Origin of the sequence: Thiocapsa sp. C2-2m, from assembly GCF_041903745.1 — a bacterium.
Classification (GTDB): domain Bacteria; phylum Pseudomonadota; class Gammaproteobacteria; order Chromatiales; family Chromatiaceae; genus Thiocapsa; species Thiocapsa roseilacustris.
The window spans coordinates 32,593-46,888 of sequence record NZ_JBBWVD010000041.1 but is presented as its reverse complement, the minus strand read 5'-3'; the positions used below and the strand labels follow the sequence as shown (position 1 = coordinate 46,888).

Annotated in this window: 13 protein-coding genes; 8 read left to right on the top strand and 5 right to left on the bottom strand. The window is 64.4% G+C overall.

Annotation, left to right across the window (positions count from 1 at the left end; translation table 11 throughout):
* Window positions 1–523: 523 nt before the first annotated feature.
* From rnk to AADX97_RS24335, 3 genes are all read right to left on the bottom strand, one after another.
* Complete coding sequence (gene rnk / locus AADX97_RS24345) at window positions 524–937, bottom strand: nucleoside diphosphate kinase regulator (RefSeq protein WP_374235220.1); 414 nt, start codon at window positions 935–937, stop codon at window positions 524–526.
* Window positions 938–949: 12 nt separating this feature from the next.
* Window positions 950–2,077 (bottom strand): NAD(P)/FAD-dependent oxidoreductase, encoded by a 1,128-nt coding sequence (locus AADX97_RS24340; protein WP_374235219.1) that lies wholly within the window; start codon window positions 2,075–2,077, stop codon window positions 950–952.
* Window positions 2,078–2,457: 380 nt separating this feature from the next.
* Window positions 2,458–3,096: an arylesterase gene (locus tag AADX97_RS24335; protein WP_374235218.1), complete on the bottom strand. Its 639-nt coding sequence runs from the start codon at window positions 3,094–3,096 to the stop codon at window positions 2,458–2,460.
* On the opposite strand from AADX97_RS24335, the gene AADX97_RS24330 reads away from it, so the two are divergent.
* Both AADX97_RS24330 and AADX97_RS24325 read left to right on the top strand, forming a co-directional pair.
* Window positions 3,095–3,784 (top strand): ABC transporter ATP-binding protein, encoded by a 690-nt coding sequence (locus AADX97_RS24330; protein WP_374235215.1) that lies wholly within the window; start codon window positions 3,095–3,097, stop codon window positions 3,782–3,784. The two genes, AADX97_RS24335 and AADX97_RS24330, sit on opposite strands and share 2 nt — an antisense overlap.
* The gene (locus AADX97_RS24325; protein ID WP_374235214.1) at window positions 3,781–6,270 is read left to right on the top strand and encodes an ABC transporter permease; all 2,490 of its coding nucleotides are present in this window, start codon (window positions 3,781–3,783) and stop codon (window positions 6,268–6,270) included. The genes AADX97_RS24330 and AADX97_RS24325 overlap by 4 nt, the downstream gene beginning before the upstream one ends.
* Window positions 6,271–6,533: 263 nt before the next feature.
* Here AADX97_RS24325 and AADX97_RS24320 read toward each other — a convergent pair whose 3' ends face one another.
* Window positions 6,534–6,731: a hypothetical protein gene (locus AADX97_RS24320; protein ID WP_093031698.1), complete on the bottom strand. Its 198-nt coding sequence runs from the start codon at window positions 6,729–6,731 to the stop codon at window positions 6,534–6,536.
* A 413-nt stretch (window positions 6,732–7,144) separates the two neighbouring features.
* On the opposite strand from AADX97_RS24320, the gene AADX97_RS24315 reads away from it, so the two are divergent.
* From AADX97_RS24315 to soxZ, 5 genes are all read left to right on the top strand, one after another.
* Window positions 7,145–8,188, top strand: coding sequence for an AAA family ATPase (locus AADX97_RS24315; RefSeq protein WP_374235213.1), 1,044 nt, complete (start codon window positions 7,145–7,147; stop codon window positions 8,186–8,188).
* Window positions 8,181–9,497, top strand: a complete 1,317-nt coding sequence (locus AADX97_RS24310) for a VWA-like domain-containing protein (RefSeq protein ID WP_374235212.1) — start codon at window positions 8,181–8,183, stop codon at window positions 9,495–9,497. Before AADX97_RS24315 ends, AADX97_RS24310 begins: the two co-directional genes overlap by 8 nt.
* Before the next feature lie 319 nt (window positions 9,498–9,816).
* Window positions 9,817–11,367: a M48 family metalloprotease gene (locus AADX97_RS24305; RefSeq protein WP_374238749.1), complete on the top strand. Its 1,551-nt coding sequence runs from the start codon at window positions 9,817–9,819 to the stop codon at window positions 11,365–11,367.
* A gap of 406 nt (window positions 11,368–11,773) precedes the next feature.
* Window positions 11,774–12,247 (top strand): thiosulfate oxidation carrier protein SoxY, encoded by a 474-nt coding sequence (gene soxY / locus AADX97_RS24300; protein ID WP_374235210.1) that lies wholly within the window; start codon window positions 11,774–11,776, stop codon window positions 12,245–12,247.
* A gap of 54 nt (window positions 12,248–12,301) precedes the next feature.
* Complete coding sequence (soxZ, locus tag AADX97_RS24295) at window positions 12,302–12,613, top strand: thiosulfate oxidation carrier complex protein SoxZ (RefSeq protein ID WP_374235208.1); 312 nt, start codon at window positions 12,302–12,304, stop codon at window positions 12,611–12,613.
* A gap of 34 nt (window positions 12,614–12,647) precedes the next feature.
* Here the strand turns inward: soxZ and AADX97_RS24290 are convergent, their stop codons facing one another.
* Complete coding sequence (locus AADX97_RS24290) at window positions 12,648–13,640, bottom strand: lysophospholipid acyltransferase family protein (protein ID WP_374235207.1); 993 nt, start codon at window positions 13,638–13,640, stop codon at window positions 12,648–12,650.
* A gap of 148 nt (window positions 13,641–13,788) precedes the next feature.
* Between AADX97_RS24290 and AADX97_RS24285 the strand changes: the two genes are divergently transcribed.
* Window positions 13,789–14,217 carry a rhodanese-like domain-containing protein gene (locus tag AADX97_RS24285; RefSeq protein WP_374235206.1) on the top strand — a complete coding sequence of 143 codons (429 nt, stop codon included), beginning with the start codon at window positions 13,789–13,791 and terminating at the stop codon, window positions 14,215–14,217.
* The last annotated feature ends 79 nt before the right edge of the window (window positions 14,218–14,296 follow it).

The following is a 14,296-nucleotide window of genomic DNA, read 5'->3' as shown; positions in this document are numbered from 1 at the left end:
GGATCTTCGCGAGGTCCGGCGGAAAACGCAGATCCGACTTGACCAGGCGAGCGATGAAGCCGAGCGCAAAGAACAGCACGGCCGGGATCAGCAGGTTCGAGAGCGCGGACATCAAGCCTCCCTGGGCCCGGTTGAGGGCTTGAGTGAGCGGGACAGGGCCTTAACCATAGCATCGACAAGGTTTTGATAAAAATCGATTGTTCTGATTCTATGGATCACTAAACGCCTATGGGTCTCGCCGGCAGTCGCTGTGAGTTGTCGGCGCGCTGATCGTTGGGGACTTGTGCAGTAATGAGGACGGTGCAACGAACGGGATTGGCGTCGGACAGCACGAAAAAGCCCGGACCCTCCTGGAGTTTCGTGCGGTTTAAGGCGATTTCTGCAAACCTCCATACCCGTAGGTTGTGCTGACGATAGGAAGCACAACTTGCGCCGACGGTTGGTTGTGCCTCGCACGGCTCGGCACAACCTACGCCCTTGGCACGAAGGTTTCCGGAATTCACCTAACCGCCTGTCATCGGCCTCACCGATGGTATTTGCCCGCGCGCTCGGGTTGGTATGTGACCTCGTCAAGGCGTACCCGCAGCGTTCCACCGCCCGGTTTGGGCCAATCGATCTCGTCGCCCTCCGACAGGCCCAGTAGGGCGCTGCCGACGGGCGCGAGGATCGAGATGGTTTGTCCGCTCTCGTCGACCTCGTTCGGGTAGACGAGCGTCAGACAGCGCTCTTCCGTGGATGGCCCGATTCTGAACTTCACCGTCGATCGCATGGTGACGACCTTGGGTGGAATCGCCTTCACGTCGACCACGTCGGCGCGCGCAAGCTCGGCATCCAGGTCGGACTTGCCGGGAAACTCGGCGTCGTCAAGCGACGCGAGAAGCCGTTCCAGGCGCTCGGCGTCCAGCGTCGACAGGATGATTTTGGGTCGCTCGCTCATGGCTTGACCTGCTTAACGGTAAGGACGCAGATACCACCACTCAAAACCGAGCTTCATCCAATGGAAGAGGCGCGACGAGGGCAGTACCCAATTGTTCTTTTCGGTGCGCGCGACCAGCATCCCCGTGTCGTTGGCGTCCACGATGCAGACCAGCTCGACCTTGAAGGTCTCGCTCGGGGCGCGACCCTGTAGCTCGCCGAGCATATTTTTGACGGCCGCTCGGGCCTGCAGATCCGCCATGTGGGCCTGTTTGGGCATCCAGTCCGGACCCGGAAAGCTGCCTGAATCGCCGGCGACATAGACCCGCTCGTATCCAGGGACACGGCAGTGCGCATCGGCCTGCAGCAGTCCGCCCGGCGAGCGCGGCAGAGCCGTATTGTCGAACCAGGTGTTGCCGGTCATGCCGGGCATGAAGAGGATGAGGTCGGCGTCGAATTCACCGCCTTCGGTGGTGATCTTCGATTCGGAGAACGATTTGAGCTTGTGGCCCAGATGGGTCTCGATGCCCCGGCGTTTCATCTCGGAGAGGATGCCGTCCACGGCCTTGGGACCGAGCCGGTTGCCCGGACGTTCGGCCGGCGTGAAGAACGTCAGCTTGAAGCGATCGCGACGCCCTTCCTTGCGCAATTGGCTGTCCATCCCGAAGATGAACTCGAAGATGGGCCCGCCGCGCATCGAGCTGGGCTCGTTGGGGTTGCCCGCGAAGCCCATGGCGATGCTGCCGCCATCCATCGCCTTGACGCGATCGCGGATCGCTTCGGCGGCGGCGATGCCCTCGCAGGGCGTGATGGCGTGCTCGATGCCGGGGAGCTTTTTGATAAAACGCCCGCCGCTACCGATGACCAGGCCGTCGTTCTCCACCGGTCCGGCCGTGGTTTCGAGCGTCCGTCCGTCCGCGCTCAGCCCCGTGGCCTCCCCGGCGAGATGGCGCACCCGCATCCGCTTAAAGAAGGGGCGCAGATCGATGCGCAGATCCTCGCCGCTGCGGATGCCGCAGGGTACCCAGATCAGGCCGGGATAGTAAATGAACTCGGGCTTTGCACTGACCAGCGTGATCTCGGCGTCGGGGGCCGTCTTGCGAATGGTCTGAACGGCCGTGAGGCCGGCGAAACCGGAACCGACGATGGTGATGCGATGCATGGATGACTCCGGTGGTCTTTGAAGATAGGACATTGCGATGTGTGAGATTCTATCCCGATCCGAGTGTGAGACTTGTACGAGTGGACACGGATAGGGTCAGTGTGTCACGTGCCAGAAATAAGTTGAGCACCAAATCGTTGTCGTTGTCGTTGTCGATCTCGATTACGACAACGACAACGACAACGAGAGTCGTGGCAAAGGCATTCTCTCGCCGAGTCGTCTCACTTAGTGTTTGAATCGAGCCTTGGCCGCAACGGTGCGATCTGTCTGCCGAGGTCGATGCGCGCCTTAACCCGCCGCTTGCGACCTGCTGCGAGGTCGTGTGGCGGATGATGCGATCGCTCATCCAAACTTCCGGCCAAGAGAGGCGGCGCCGTGACCTAACGGCTCGCCTCCAGCAGCGGCTCCAAGACCGGCCAGACGTTGTCCAGGATGCGCGGCTGCGCCTCGGCAGTCGGGTGCAGTCCGTCGGCCTGCATCAGATCCCAATTCTCGGCGACTCCGGCGAGCAGATCTTGCACCAAGGGGACGGATTCGGCCTCGGCGACCTCCCGGAACACCGCTTGAAAGCCGTCGGTGTAAGCCGCACCGTAATTTGGTGGGAGGCGAAGACCGGCCATCACGACTTGGCTGCCGACCGCGCGGCTAAGCTCCACCAGCGTCGTCAGGTTGTTGCGGATGACGTCGAATCCCAGCCCGCGCAGACCGTCGTTCGCGCCGAGCTCGATCACAACCACAGCGGGCGCCTGGTCGTCGAGCAGTACACCGAGCCGCGTCAGTCCGCCGGCCGTGGTATCGCCCGAGACACTCGCATTGACGACTCGGTAGTCCAGTCCACGCTCGCGCAGACGCTCCTCGAGGAGCGACACCCAGCCGCTCTCGCGATCCAAACCATAGCTCGCACTCAGGCTGTCGCCGAGCACCAAGATCACCGGCGGGACGACCGGCGTGTCGGTCGGGGTTCTCCCGAGCGTCAGGGCGGGCAACAACATACAGGTCAGCAGGAGTAGACGGATCATGTCAGGGCAAAGACCTCGGGCCGTGTCGAAAGCGGTCGCAGTGGGGAAGTATGTTACGGGGCCGGCCGGCGGCTTGACCATCCTGGAGCGTCTCGACCTGGAAATCCAGGCCGGCGAGGCGGTGGCCATCCTCGGTGCATCCGGCTCCGGCAAGTCCACACTCTTGGGGCTCTTGGCCGGTCTCGACAGTGCGACCTCGGGCGAGGTGTGGCTGTGCGGTGAGCGCATCGACGATCTCGACGAGGACGGGCGCGCGGCCCTGCGCAGCGGGCGTGTCGGCTTTGTCTTCCAGAATTTCCAGCTCCTGCCGACTCTGACCGCGCGCGAGAACGTGCTGCTTCCGCTCGAGCTGACCGGGACGCGCGACGCCGCGCGCCGTGCCGACGAGGCGCTGGATCGGGTCGGCCTGACCCCGCGCGCCCGGCACTATCCACGCCAGCTCTCGGGCGGTGAGCAGCAGCGTGTCGCGATCGCTCGGGCCTACGCCCCGCGCCCCGAGGTCCTGTTCGCCGATGAGCCGACCGGGAACCTGGACCAGGTCACCGGCGAGCACATCATCGACCTTCTTCTCGATCTGCGCAGCGATGCCGGTGCCGCGCTGGTGCTGGTTACCCATGATCCGCGTCTGGCCGAGCGCTGCGATCGGCGTCTGCACATGACCGCCGGCCACTTGGAGCAAGGCGCGTGAAGACCTGGCGAATCACCCTGCGCTTGCTTGGCCAGGATTGGCGCAGCGGCGAGCTCTATCTGCTCGCCTCGGCCCTGATCCTGACGGTCGCCGCCATCACGGCGGTGGGCTTCTTCACCGATCGCGTCGAAAGCACCATGGCCCGTCAGGGCGGTGAGTTGATCGCGGCGGATCTCGCCTTGGAGTCGTCCACCCCGCTGCCGGCCGAATATCGGGATCAGGCGGCTCGCATGGGCTTGGTTACCGCTCGGATCGTCGAGTTCAGCAGTGTGGTGGTGAGTGAGGGCGGGCCGCAGCTCGTCCAGGTGAAGGCCGTCGATACCGCCTATCCGCTGCGCGGACGATTGAGCGTTCGCGACGCGTTCGACGCGCCAGATCGCGAGGTCGCAACCGGACCGCCGTCCGGCGAGGTTTGGGTCGAGTCGCGTCTCCTGCCCTTGCTCGATGCGGCGCTCGGCGACGAGGTCGGTCTCGGCGAGGCGCGTCTGCGTATGGGCGCCATCCTGAGCAACGAGCCGGACCGCGGCGGCGCGGTCTTTGCCTTGGCCCCCCGGGTGATGCTGAGCGCGTCGGATCTCGCGGCGACTGGACTGATCACGGAGGCGAGCCGGGCCGAGCATCGCCTCTTGGTCGCCGGCGAGGCGGCGGCAGTCGAGCGGTTCAAAAGGGCCATCGAGCCGGGTCTGCCGGTCAATATCGACCTGATCGACGGCAGCACCGCCCGACCGGAGCTCGAGTCCGCGGTGGATCGCGCCTCGCGCTTCCTGCATCTCGCCACGCTCGTCACCTTGCTGGTCGCCGGTGCGGCCATCGCCCTGGCCAGTCGTCGTTTCGTCGAGCGCCAGACCGACGCCGTCGCGGTCATGCGCTGTCTGGGTGCGCCCAATCACCTGCTGATGCGGGTCTTCATGATGCGGCTGGTGCTCTTCGGTCTGATCGCCAGTCTGGTCGGCTGTCTGCTCGGCTGGCTGGGTCAGCTCGGGCTCATGAGTCTGCTGGCGGATTGGTTCGCGACGGATCTCCCGACACCCTCGCTCACACCCGTCGTCGTCGGCGTGGCGACGGGTCTGGTCGCGCTCTTGGGCTTTGCGCTCCCGCCCCTGTTGCAACTCGCGCAGGTTTCGCCCCTGCGTGCGCTGCGTCGCGATCTGGGTGCTCCGCGCGGCTCGGCCATCCTGACGGTGGTCGGTGCAGTATCAGCCTTGGGCCTCTTGATCATCTGGCAGGCGGATGATTTCCAGCTCGCCTGGAAGCTAATGGCCGGCGTGCTCGGGGCGGTCGCGAGCCTGGTCGTCACGGTCCTCGTCTTGGTGCGTCTCGCCGGCGGGCTCGCCGCTCGCGCCCGTGGCGTCTGGCGGCTCGGTCTGGCGGCCTTGGCGCGACGTCCCTCCGCAGCCGTCCTGCAGATCTCCGGCCTTGGGCTCGGTATCCTGGCCTTGCTGCTGCTCGCCGTGGTGCGCGTCGATCTGCTCGATGCCTGGCAGGAGACCTTGCCCGAAGGTGCGCCGAATCACTTTTTGATCAATATTCAGCCGCCAGATGTCGAGCCGCTCGGCCTGTTCCTGGGCGAGTCGGGTTTGGGGGAGTCGGCCATCTACCCGATGATTCGCGGCAGGTTGGTGCGGATCAACGACCGCGAGATCGTCCCCTCCGGCTTCGAGGATCCGCGGGCCGAGCAGCTTGCCTCGCGCGAGTTCAATCTGAGTCATGGCGCGGTTCTGCAGTCGGACAACCGCATTGTTGCCGGCGCCTGGTGGCCGGCCGCGGATGCGCCCCCGGAGTTCTCGGTGGAGGAGGACATCGCCGCGACGCTCGGCATCGCCTTGGGCGACGAGATCGCCTTCCTGGTCTCAGGTCGCGAGGTGAGTGCGCCAGTGACTAGCCTGCGCGAGGTCCAGTGGGACAGCTTCAACGTCAATTTCTTCGTCATCTCCTCCCCGGCGCTTTTGGGGACCGAGCCCGCGACCTACATCACCAGCTTCTACCTGCCCAGGGAGCTCGTGACGCTGACCCCGGAGCTGGTCAAGCGCTTCCCGAGCGTGACCTTGCTCGACGTCGACGCCTTGCTGACGCAGGTCCGTCAGGTCGTCGACCGCGGCGTCATGGCGGTGGAATACGTCTTTCTCTTTACGCTCGCAGCCGGGATCCTGGTCATGTACGCCGGCATCCAGGCCAGCCTGGAAGAGCGCCGGCTCGAGCATGGCATCCTGCGCACCCTAGGCACCGGGCGCCGGGCGCTGCTGACCAGTCTGGCCGTGGAGTTCACCGCCGCCGGCATCCTCGCGGGCGCGCTCGCATCCGTGTTCGCGCAGTTGACCGGCTGGCTGCTGGCCGAGCAGCTCTTTGGTCTGACCTTCAGCTTCAATCCGATACTCTGGCTGATCGGCGTCTTCGGCTCCGGGGCACTCATCGGAATCGCCGGGACCTTGGCGACCTATCCGCTGCTGATTCGCCCGCCGCTGCAGACGCTGCGGCAGGCGGGGTAGGTATGGACTCGGCGTCGAGGCTACTCGCGCCCGTGAGGATGTGTCCTTCCAGGGGCGCGAGCAGGCACTATGGCGAATCCCGGTAACCGGTATACCGACGGCGTAGGTTGTGTCGAGCTGTGCGAGGCACAACCAACGGACGGCGCTAGTTGTGCCTCCTATCGTCGGCGCAACCTACGGTCTGGAGTTTTGCGCGAGTCGCCTTAAAAGATAGGCACAAAAAAGGCGGGTCTCCCCGCCTTTCTTGTTCGTCCGAACCGGGATCAGGCCTTGACCCAATCTCCGAAGTTGTCGGTATTCTTCTCTTCGCCGTCACCGTATCCGGCCTCGTAGGCCTCCGTGAGGCGCTGCTCCTCGCGCTTCGGGTTCTGGAGGAAACCGCACTGCCAGCCTTGGATGTACTCGTCGTCGACACCGAGTTGTTCCATCTTGGTTACAGCGTCGTAATAGAACTGGTTCATGTCCGCTCTCCGGGCTCTTGTCGTTGACGAAGGGTCGGCTTGGGAGCGCCTCGCCTTCAGAAACCTTAATCTTATTGGCGACGTGGATTCGGGTGCGTCGACCCGGACCCTCGGGTCCTCTCTCGAGTCTCGTATGGAGCCTTGCCCGCACGGTCCGCATGGTCATGAGGGGGCGAGAAGGGCGATAAGAATACAGCGTTTTTCTTATGTGTGACAAGGCGATCGCGCGCCCGGCCGAGCACGGTTTGTACCCTGTCATCGTGTCGCCTTGTGAAGCCGAGCGCTAAAACCCACTCTATCCCCAACCCAATTGCGACAGCCACCTTTACCGGGCGGCCTTCGCCCTAGCCCGCGGGTGAGGATCCTTCGCACCAAACCCCTTCGTATCGGAACAAAGAGGAAGACGACCCGCTATGCGTCCAGCCCAGTTGCTCCGCGTCCTCGAACGCGAGTTCTCGAGTACCGCTGAAGGTCACCATACCCCCGTCATGCTCTGGGGCCCTCCGGGAGTCGGAAAGTCGCAGATGGTCGCGCAGATCGCCGAGCGGCACCGTGTGCCCATGATCGATATCCGCCTCTCGCAGATGGAGCCGAGCGATCTGCGCGGGATCCCGTTCCGCGCCGGGGAGCGGGTGGAGTGGGCGATCCCCGCTATCCTGCCGGATGCCGAGCGTCATGCGCCGGCCGGGATCCTCTTTCTCGACGAGATCACCTCGGCGCCCCCGGCGGTGTCTGCAGCGGCCTATCAACTGATCCTGGATCGGCGACTCGGCGAGTATCGCGTTCCCGACCGATGGGCGATCTTCGCGGCCGGCAATCGCCAAGGCGATCGTGGCGTGACCTACAGCATGCCCGCGCCGCTGGCCAATCGCTTCTCGCATTTCGAGGTCGAGACCCATCTCGACGACTGGGTCGCCTGGGCCTATGCCAAGGGCATCGACGAGCGCGTGATCGGCTTTCTGCGGTTCCGCCCCGAGCTGCTGTTCGATTTCGACCCGGCCCACAACCCGGTCGCCTTCCCCTCGCCGCGCTCCTGGGAGTTCGCGCACCGCTGTCTGAAGAAGTTCGAGGACATCCCCGAGCTGCTGCAGGGCACCCTGCAGGGTTGTGTCGGGCCGGCGGCGGGGATCGAGGTCGCCGCCTTCGTCGACAGCCTGGACCAAATGCCCGATCTGGATGCCATCCTGGCGGGCGAGGTCGTGCCCGTGCCGCGCGAGATCGATCTTCAATACGCCGTCGCCGCAGCCTTGGTCGGCCGAGCCATCCGTGCGCAGGCGGAGCCGGACAAAGACCGGGTGATCGGCAACATTCTCGCCTATGCGGGTCGATTTCCGCAGCGTGAGATGGGTGTCATGCTGGTATCGGATCTACACCGCGCGGTCGGCAACAGCCTCTTCGAGGTGCCGGCTTTCGCCGATTGGGCCGCGGTCGTCGCCGACGTGATGCTCTATGAATAGCGCCGTCGGCAGTTCGGGCAGTGCAGGCGCATCCGATGCGGAGCGGCGTGCGATCGAGACCAAGCTCGCGGCGGCCCGCACGCGCTTGATCCTGGACAAACCTTTTCTCGGTGCCTTGGTGCTGCGCCTGCCGATGCAGGCGTCGAACCCCGAATGGTGCCCGACGACGGCCACCGATGCGCGCGCCTTTTACTACAACCCCGATTATATCGCGAGCCTGAGCCTCGATCAGACCCAGTTCATGCTCGCGCACGAGGCCCTGCACTGCGCCTTGTCGCATTTCGCGCGGCGACAGCATCGTGTGAGGCACAAGTGGGATCTCGCCTGCGATTACGCCATCAACCCGCTCTTGGTCGGCGAGGGTCTGAAGCCCCCGCCGAACGCCTTGGTGATGCCGACCTACAAGGGCATGACCGCCGAGGAGATCTATCCGCTCATCGACGACAACGATGAGTCGGAGACCCTGGACACGCATGCCTACGATCGCGACAACCAGCAGGGCGGCAGCCGATCCGGCACGAGCGAGAAGGATCTCGATCGCCGGTCCGAGCAGCCGCAGTCGCAGCAGGGCGAGTCCGACGCAGGTCAGGGGGCGACACGCTCGGCGCAACCGAACGCAGCCGACGGCGGCCCCGAGGAAGCCCAGCCCGAACCCCAGCCCGAGCCCCTGACCCCGGACGAGCAGGAAACCCTCTCGGTGCAGTGGCAGCAGCGTCTCGCCGGGGCTGCTCAACAGGCGCAGCAGGCCGGCAAGCTCGGCGGCGAGTTGGCGCGGATGATCGATCATCTCCTGCAGCCGCGCCTGCCTTGGCGGATGCTGTTGGCCCGCTACATGACGGCCGTCTCGCGAGAGGACTATAGCTACGCGCGTCCCTCGCGTCGCGCCGGCGACTTCATCAGGCCGAGCCTGCGCAGTCATCAGACGGATCTCGTCGTGGCCGTCGATACCTCGGGCTCGATCAAGGCGGAGGAGCTGGAGGAATTTATCGGCGAGATCGACGCGCTCAAGGGCCAGGTGCGCGCTCGCGTGACCCTCTTGCCCTGCGATGCGGCCTTATGTGAAGGTGCTCCCTTTCGGTTCGAGCCATGGGAGAGCTTGCGGCTGCCCGAGGCGATCAAAGGTGGCGGGGGTACGAGCTTCCGACCGGTCTTTCAGTGGATCGACCGCGAGGGGATCCGACCGGATTTGGTGGTCTACTTCACCGATGCTCAAGGCGAGTTTCCTCCGGTTGAGCCGTCGTTTCCGGTGATCTGGCTGGTCAAGGGGCGGGGAAAGGTGCCCTGGGGGCAGCGGATTCAGCTCAACTAAAACTGAATCGCGTCCGGAGGGCTCGGGGTTGTTTCGATGGAGACCGGGCGATGGCGGGATCAATGGCTAGTGGAGCGGTGCAGAGATTCCGAGACCGTCCGAGATCATTTTCGTTGTCGTTGTCGTATCGATGGTCGATTACGACAACGACAACGACCGGTCTCGACCGATCTGCCGCGCAGCACTGGGCACTACGGGGTTTAGATGATTTGTGGTATTCGGAAGGCGTGCCCGAAATGCCCGTTGCGGATCGCGATAACGTCTTGGCCGTCGAAGCCGGAAAGGGGCGCGTAAGGCGCGCGCTTTCAGGAACTAGCAGGTGCGCATTGCGTCTCACCAAACCATGATGATCCGGATGTTTATCGATTGGTGTCGGCCGTTGGCGCTGGGCGTGCTTGCGTTCTCGGCGGTGGTGTCCACGTCGGTATCCACACCGGTGTCGGCCGATGCCTACAGTCTTCCCGATATGGGCAGCTCCTCGGACAGCATGATGACCCGGTCCGCCGAGGAGCGGCTGGGCCGGCTCTTCATGCGCAGCGTGCGCAAAGCCCTCCCCGTGATGGAGGATCCGCTCGCCACCAGCTATATCGAGTCCTTGGGTACTGCCTTGGTCGAGGCCGATCGGACAGCCGGGGGCGACTTCACCTTCTTCCTGATCGACGAGCCCGTCGTGAATGCCTTCGCAGGTCCGGGCGGCTACATCGGCATCTACGGTGGCCTGGTCTTGGCGGCGGAGACCGAGAGCGAGCTTGCCGCCGTCATGGCGCACGAGATCGCTCATGTTACCCAGCGCCATCTGATGCGCTCGTTCGAGGACCAGAGCAAGCTCAGTCTGCCGACCATGGCCTTGCTCATTGCTGCAGCCGTTCTCGGCGCCCAGGTCTCGCCGGATGCCGGGGCTGCGGCCATCGCAGGCGTGCAGGCCGCCGCGCTCCAGCGCCGGATCAACTTTACCCGCGACAACGAGAAGGAGGCGGATCGGATCGGGATCCAGACGCTGGCCGGCGCCGGACACGACCCCTTTGCGATGGCCGGCTTCTTCGAGCGACTCGCCAAGGCCACGCGGGTCTACGAGTCCAGCGCCCCGGAGTTTCTGCGCACGCATCCGGTGACGGCCGATCGCATCTCGGATTCACTTGGGCGTGCCGAGGGCTTCGGCGTGCGTCAGCGCCCGGATAGCCTGCGGTTTCAGCTGACCCGCGCCAAGCTGCGCGAGCGCTCCTATCGGCGTGCCGAGCAGTCCGTTGCCCATTTCGAGGGCACCTTGCGGGGTGGGCGTTTTCGCGAAGAGATTGCCGAACGTTACGGCTATGCCCTCGCGCTGCAGCGCGCGCGACGGTTCGCCGATGCGAAGCGCGAAAGCGACAAGCTGATCGCAGCCCATCCGAGCCAGGCCGAATTCGTCGTCCTGGACGCCGAGCTCGATCTCGCGCTCGGCAACAGCGCCGATGCCTTGACGCATCTGAAACAGGCGGTGAGTCTCTTCCCTGGGCAGTGGTCCTTACGGGTCGCCTACGCGGAGGCCCTCATGTCCGCGGGTCAGCCGGCGCGAGCGGTGGACGAGCTCAAGGCCGTCGCTCGGGTGCGGCCGGCCAACGCCATGCTGTACGAGGCGCTCGTGCAGGCGGCGACCAAGGCGGGCGATCGGACGACTGTGGACCGGTATCGCGCGGAGAAGCTCTACGTCGAAGGTGATCTCGAGCCCGCCATTCGGCATCTCGAGCTGGCCTTGCGCCGGCCCGACGTTCCTTATCACGAGGCGGCACAGATTCAAGTGCGCCTAGACGCGTGGCGTGAAGAGGAGCGCGACGAGAAGCGGCGGGGCGGAAACCCCCTGCGCGCGGCGACCTCGAACGCGAACGTGCGATAAAGTGCGTTCCAAGTCCGGTAGGACTGAGGTAACATTGTCCGGGTGTCGACGTCGGGAAAACACTCGAACGAGCGGGTTTCAAGCCGGTTGGATTGGGCGGCCGGGTCGAAGAATACGCCCGTCGGCCGACCCTATAATAAGATCGAAAAAATTGGAGGATTTCACCGTTCACACCCCACGCCGGTCGGATCGGGCCGCGAGGACTCGGGCGTCCGCGCAGTCCAAGCCGAAACTCGGACGAGCGCCGGCGCCCGGGTCGATCGAGACCGACAAGGATCCGAGGGCCTGCGTGCGTGTCGAACCGGCCTATCGGGGGCATCGTTGAGGTTTCGGCCGAACCCTGTCCCGACGCGCGCGATGCTCGATGAATCCCAGAACACCCACCCATGCTCCATAGGAGATGTCCATGATCGATGCAAAACGTCGAATCCTGCTGAAGGGTTCACTCGCCGCCGGTACCGTCGGAGTCGCTGTCGGCGCCGGTCTGCTGTCCCCCAGTTTGGTCCTTGCGAGCTGGAACGAGGCGGCCTTCCATGCGAAGGATCTGCCGGCAGCTCTGACGAGCCTGATGGGATCGGATGCCACCGAGACCAACGAGGCGATCAAGATCAAGGCCCCGGATATTGCCGAAAACGGCGCGGTCGTGCCGGTCACCGTCGAGACGGACATGGAAGGCGTCAAGTCGATCGCGATCGTTGCCGATCAGAACCAGACACCGCTCATTGCGTCGTTCGATCTGGGCGAGTCCGCGGTCCCCTTCGTCTCGACCCGCATCAAGATGGCGAAGACCTCCAACGTCCTTGCCGTGGTCCAGGCCGGCGATAAGCTCTACAGCAATGCCAAGGAAGTGAAGGTCACGATCGGCGGCTGTGGCGGCTGATCGCGTCGCTCTCCGCGGGACACGGCATAGACACCAAATTCGAGGTATACAGAGATGTCAGACATCAAGATCCGCGCCAAGCTCAAAGACGGCGAGACCGAAGTCAAGTGCTTGATGACTCACCCGATGGAAACCGGGCTGCGTAAGGACAGCAAGACCGGCGAGCTGGTTCCTGCACACTTCATCCAGGAAGTCGTCTGCAAATCCAAGGACCAGGTCGTGATGACCGCCAACTGGAGCGGCGGCGTGTCCAAGAACCCCTATTTGGCGTTCAAGTTCAAGGGCGGCGAGGTCGGTGATCCGATCGAGATCACCTGGACGGACAACATGGGCGAGACTCAGAACGCGGCCGACAAGATCGCCTGATCTCGGTGCCGTCCGACCGAGCACAGGGATGTGCTCACGTCACATCACGCATTCCCCGGCGTAACCGCGACACCTGCTCAAGTGCGAGCCGATCTGAAAGTGGCCCGTCGTAGATTCCCGGGACGCCGTTCGGGCGCCGTCTAAAGCGCTTATACGGCCACACGTATTGCTCCGGGCAGACCGAGACACACTGCTCGATCCCTCTGTTCAGCGCGGTCGCCGCCTCGCTGTCGTCCTCGCTGTCGATCCCGGTCGGAGCCGGGATGCAGTGCATCCTGAAGCCTTTCGCTCCCTTCAAACGTTCCGCGAACATGAAGATCACGGGTGCGCCCGTGCGGCGCGACAGTCGATTGACCAAGAGCATGGTAAAGGCCGGAATCCCGAAGAAGGGCGCGAAGACAGCACCTTTGTCGGCTTTGGGTTCCTGATCGGGTAGGATGCCGACGTAGTCGCCGCGCTCCAGCGCCTGGACCAAGACACGGATGCCCTTAGTCGTGATCGGGGCCAGCTCGGCGCCGCTGCGGGCGCGCGAGGCGAGGATCATGTCGTCGAGGTATTTCTGCGGTTTGTAGAAGATCGCCGTCGGGCCCTGTGCCGCCAGGTGCAACCCGGCTAGCTCCCAGGCGCCCAGGTGCGGGGAGAGTACGATCAAGCCCTTGCCGTCGCGCCGCTCCAGCAGCTCGCCCCCTCTGACCTCGCGGACCAGCGCGAGCACCTCATCCGCCGGGCGCAACCACAGATGAGCGATCTCGACATAGGTCTTGCCGAACTCCCGCAGATTCCGGTTGCGCAAGCGGATCAGCTCCTTCCCGTCGAGCTCGGGGAAGCAGAGTGCGATATTGACGAGGGCGTTGCGCCGTTGCTTGTTCGGCCATGACCCGATCAGCAGCCCGATGGTCGAGCCGAGGCGGTGCAGCACGCCGAGCGGCAATCGGGCCAGCAGATGCATGAGGTTGCGCACCAAGGCATCCTTCACGCCTGCGCTGTTCGGTCGTTCGACGGATTGCGCCTTGTGTCCCAAACCCATCTCCTTTCAATCTTCGCGGCCGGCCGATCTCGGTCGGGTGCGACACTGTGTCGCATCTCGGATTCAGATGACAGATCCGAGTCGCTTGATAAACTGCTGACCGCTACCGCGCTGGGCGCGGTTTAACCACCAAACGAGGTATTCCCGCGTGAACGATGATCATCCGAGACCACTGACGCCCCAAGAGGCCTTCGAGATGCTCGGAGAGCATCCCCAGGCGGTCCTGGTGGATATCCGCTCCTCGATGGAGTTTCTGTTCGTGGGCCATCCCAAGGGTGCCGTGCATGTCCCCTGGATCGACGAGCCGGATTGGGTGGTCAACCCCCACTTCGTGACCGAGATCCGCAAGCTGCTGCTCGGCGGCGCCGTCTGCGAGCCGGGCGGGTCATGCGCGCCGGTCATCCTGATCTGTCGCAGCGGCAAGCGCTCGCTCGAAGCCGGTAAAGCGCTGCTCCAGGACGGGCTCAAGGCCGTCTATCATGTCGACGAGGGCTTCGAGGGCGATCTCGACGAGCAGCACCACAGAAGCACCCAAGGCGGTTGGCGCTTTCGCGGCTTTCCGTGGGAGCAGTGCTGAGTGCTGAATGCGATAGGCGATGCGCATCGCTCGGCCCGATCTGTCCTGGGCCGGGCGATCGGCCGAGCGCTGCGGCATG

What these genes read in the sequence shown, in the direction of transcription:
- rnk (WP_374235220.1), bottom strand. Translation starts at nt 937, where the DNA reads ATGAGCGAGCGACCCAAAATCATCCTGTCGACGCTGGACGCCGAGCGC.
- AADX97_RS24335 (WP_374235218.1), bottom strand. Translation starts at nt 3,096, where the DNA reads ATGATCCGTCTACTCCTGCTGACCTGTATGTTGTTGCCCGCCCTGACG.
- AADX97_RS24320 (WP_093031698.1), bottom strand. Translation starts at nt 6,731, where the DNA reads ATGAACCAGTTCTATTACGACGCTGTAACCAAGATGGAACAACTCGGT.
- AADX97_RS24310 (WP_374235212.1), top strand. Translation starts at nt 8,181, where the DNA reads ATGAATAGCGCCGTCGGCAGTTCGGGCAGTGCAGGCGCATCCGATGCG.
- soxZ (WP_374235208.1), top strand. Translation starts at nt 12,302, where the DNA reads ATGTCAGACATCAAGATCCGCGCCAAGCTCAAAGACGGCGAGACCGAA.
- AADX97_RS24330 (WP_374235215.1), top strand. Translation starts at nt 3,095, where the DNA reads ATGTCAGGGCAAAGACCTCGGGCCGTGTCGAAAGCGGTCGCAGTGGGG.
- AADX97_RS24315 (WP_374235213.1), top strand. Translation starts at nt 7,145, where the DNA reads ATGCGTCCAGCCCAGTTGCTCCGCGTCCTCGAACGCGAGTTCTCGAGT.
- AADX97_RS24290 (WP_374235207.1), bottom strand. Translation starts at nt 13,640, where the DNA reads ATGGGTTTGGGACACAAGGCGCAATCCGTCGAACGACCGAACAGCGCA.
- AADX97_RS24340 (WP_374235219.1), bottom strand. Translation starts at nt 2,077, where the DNA reads ATGCATCGCATCACCATCGTCGGTTCCGGTTTCGCCGGCCTCACGGCC.
- soxY (WP_374235210.1), top strand. Translation starts at nt 11,774, where the DNA reads ATGATCGATGCAAAACGTCGAATCCTGCTGAAGGGTTCACTCGCCGCC.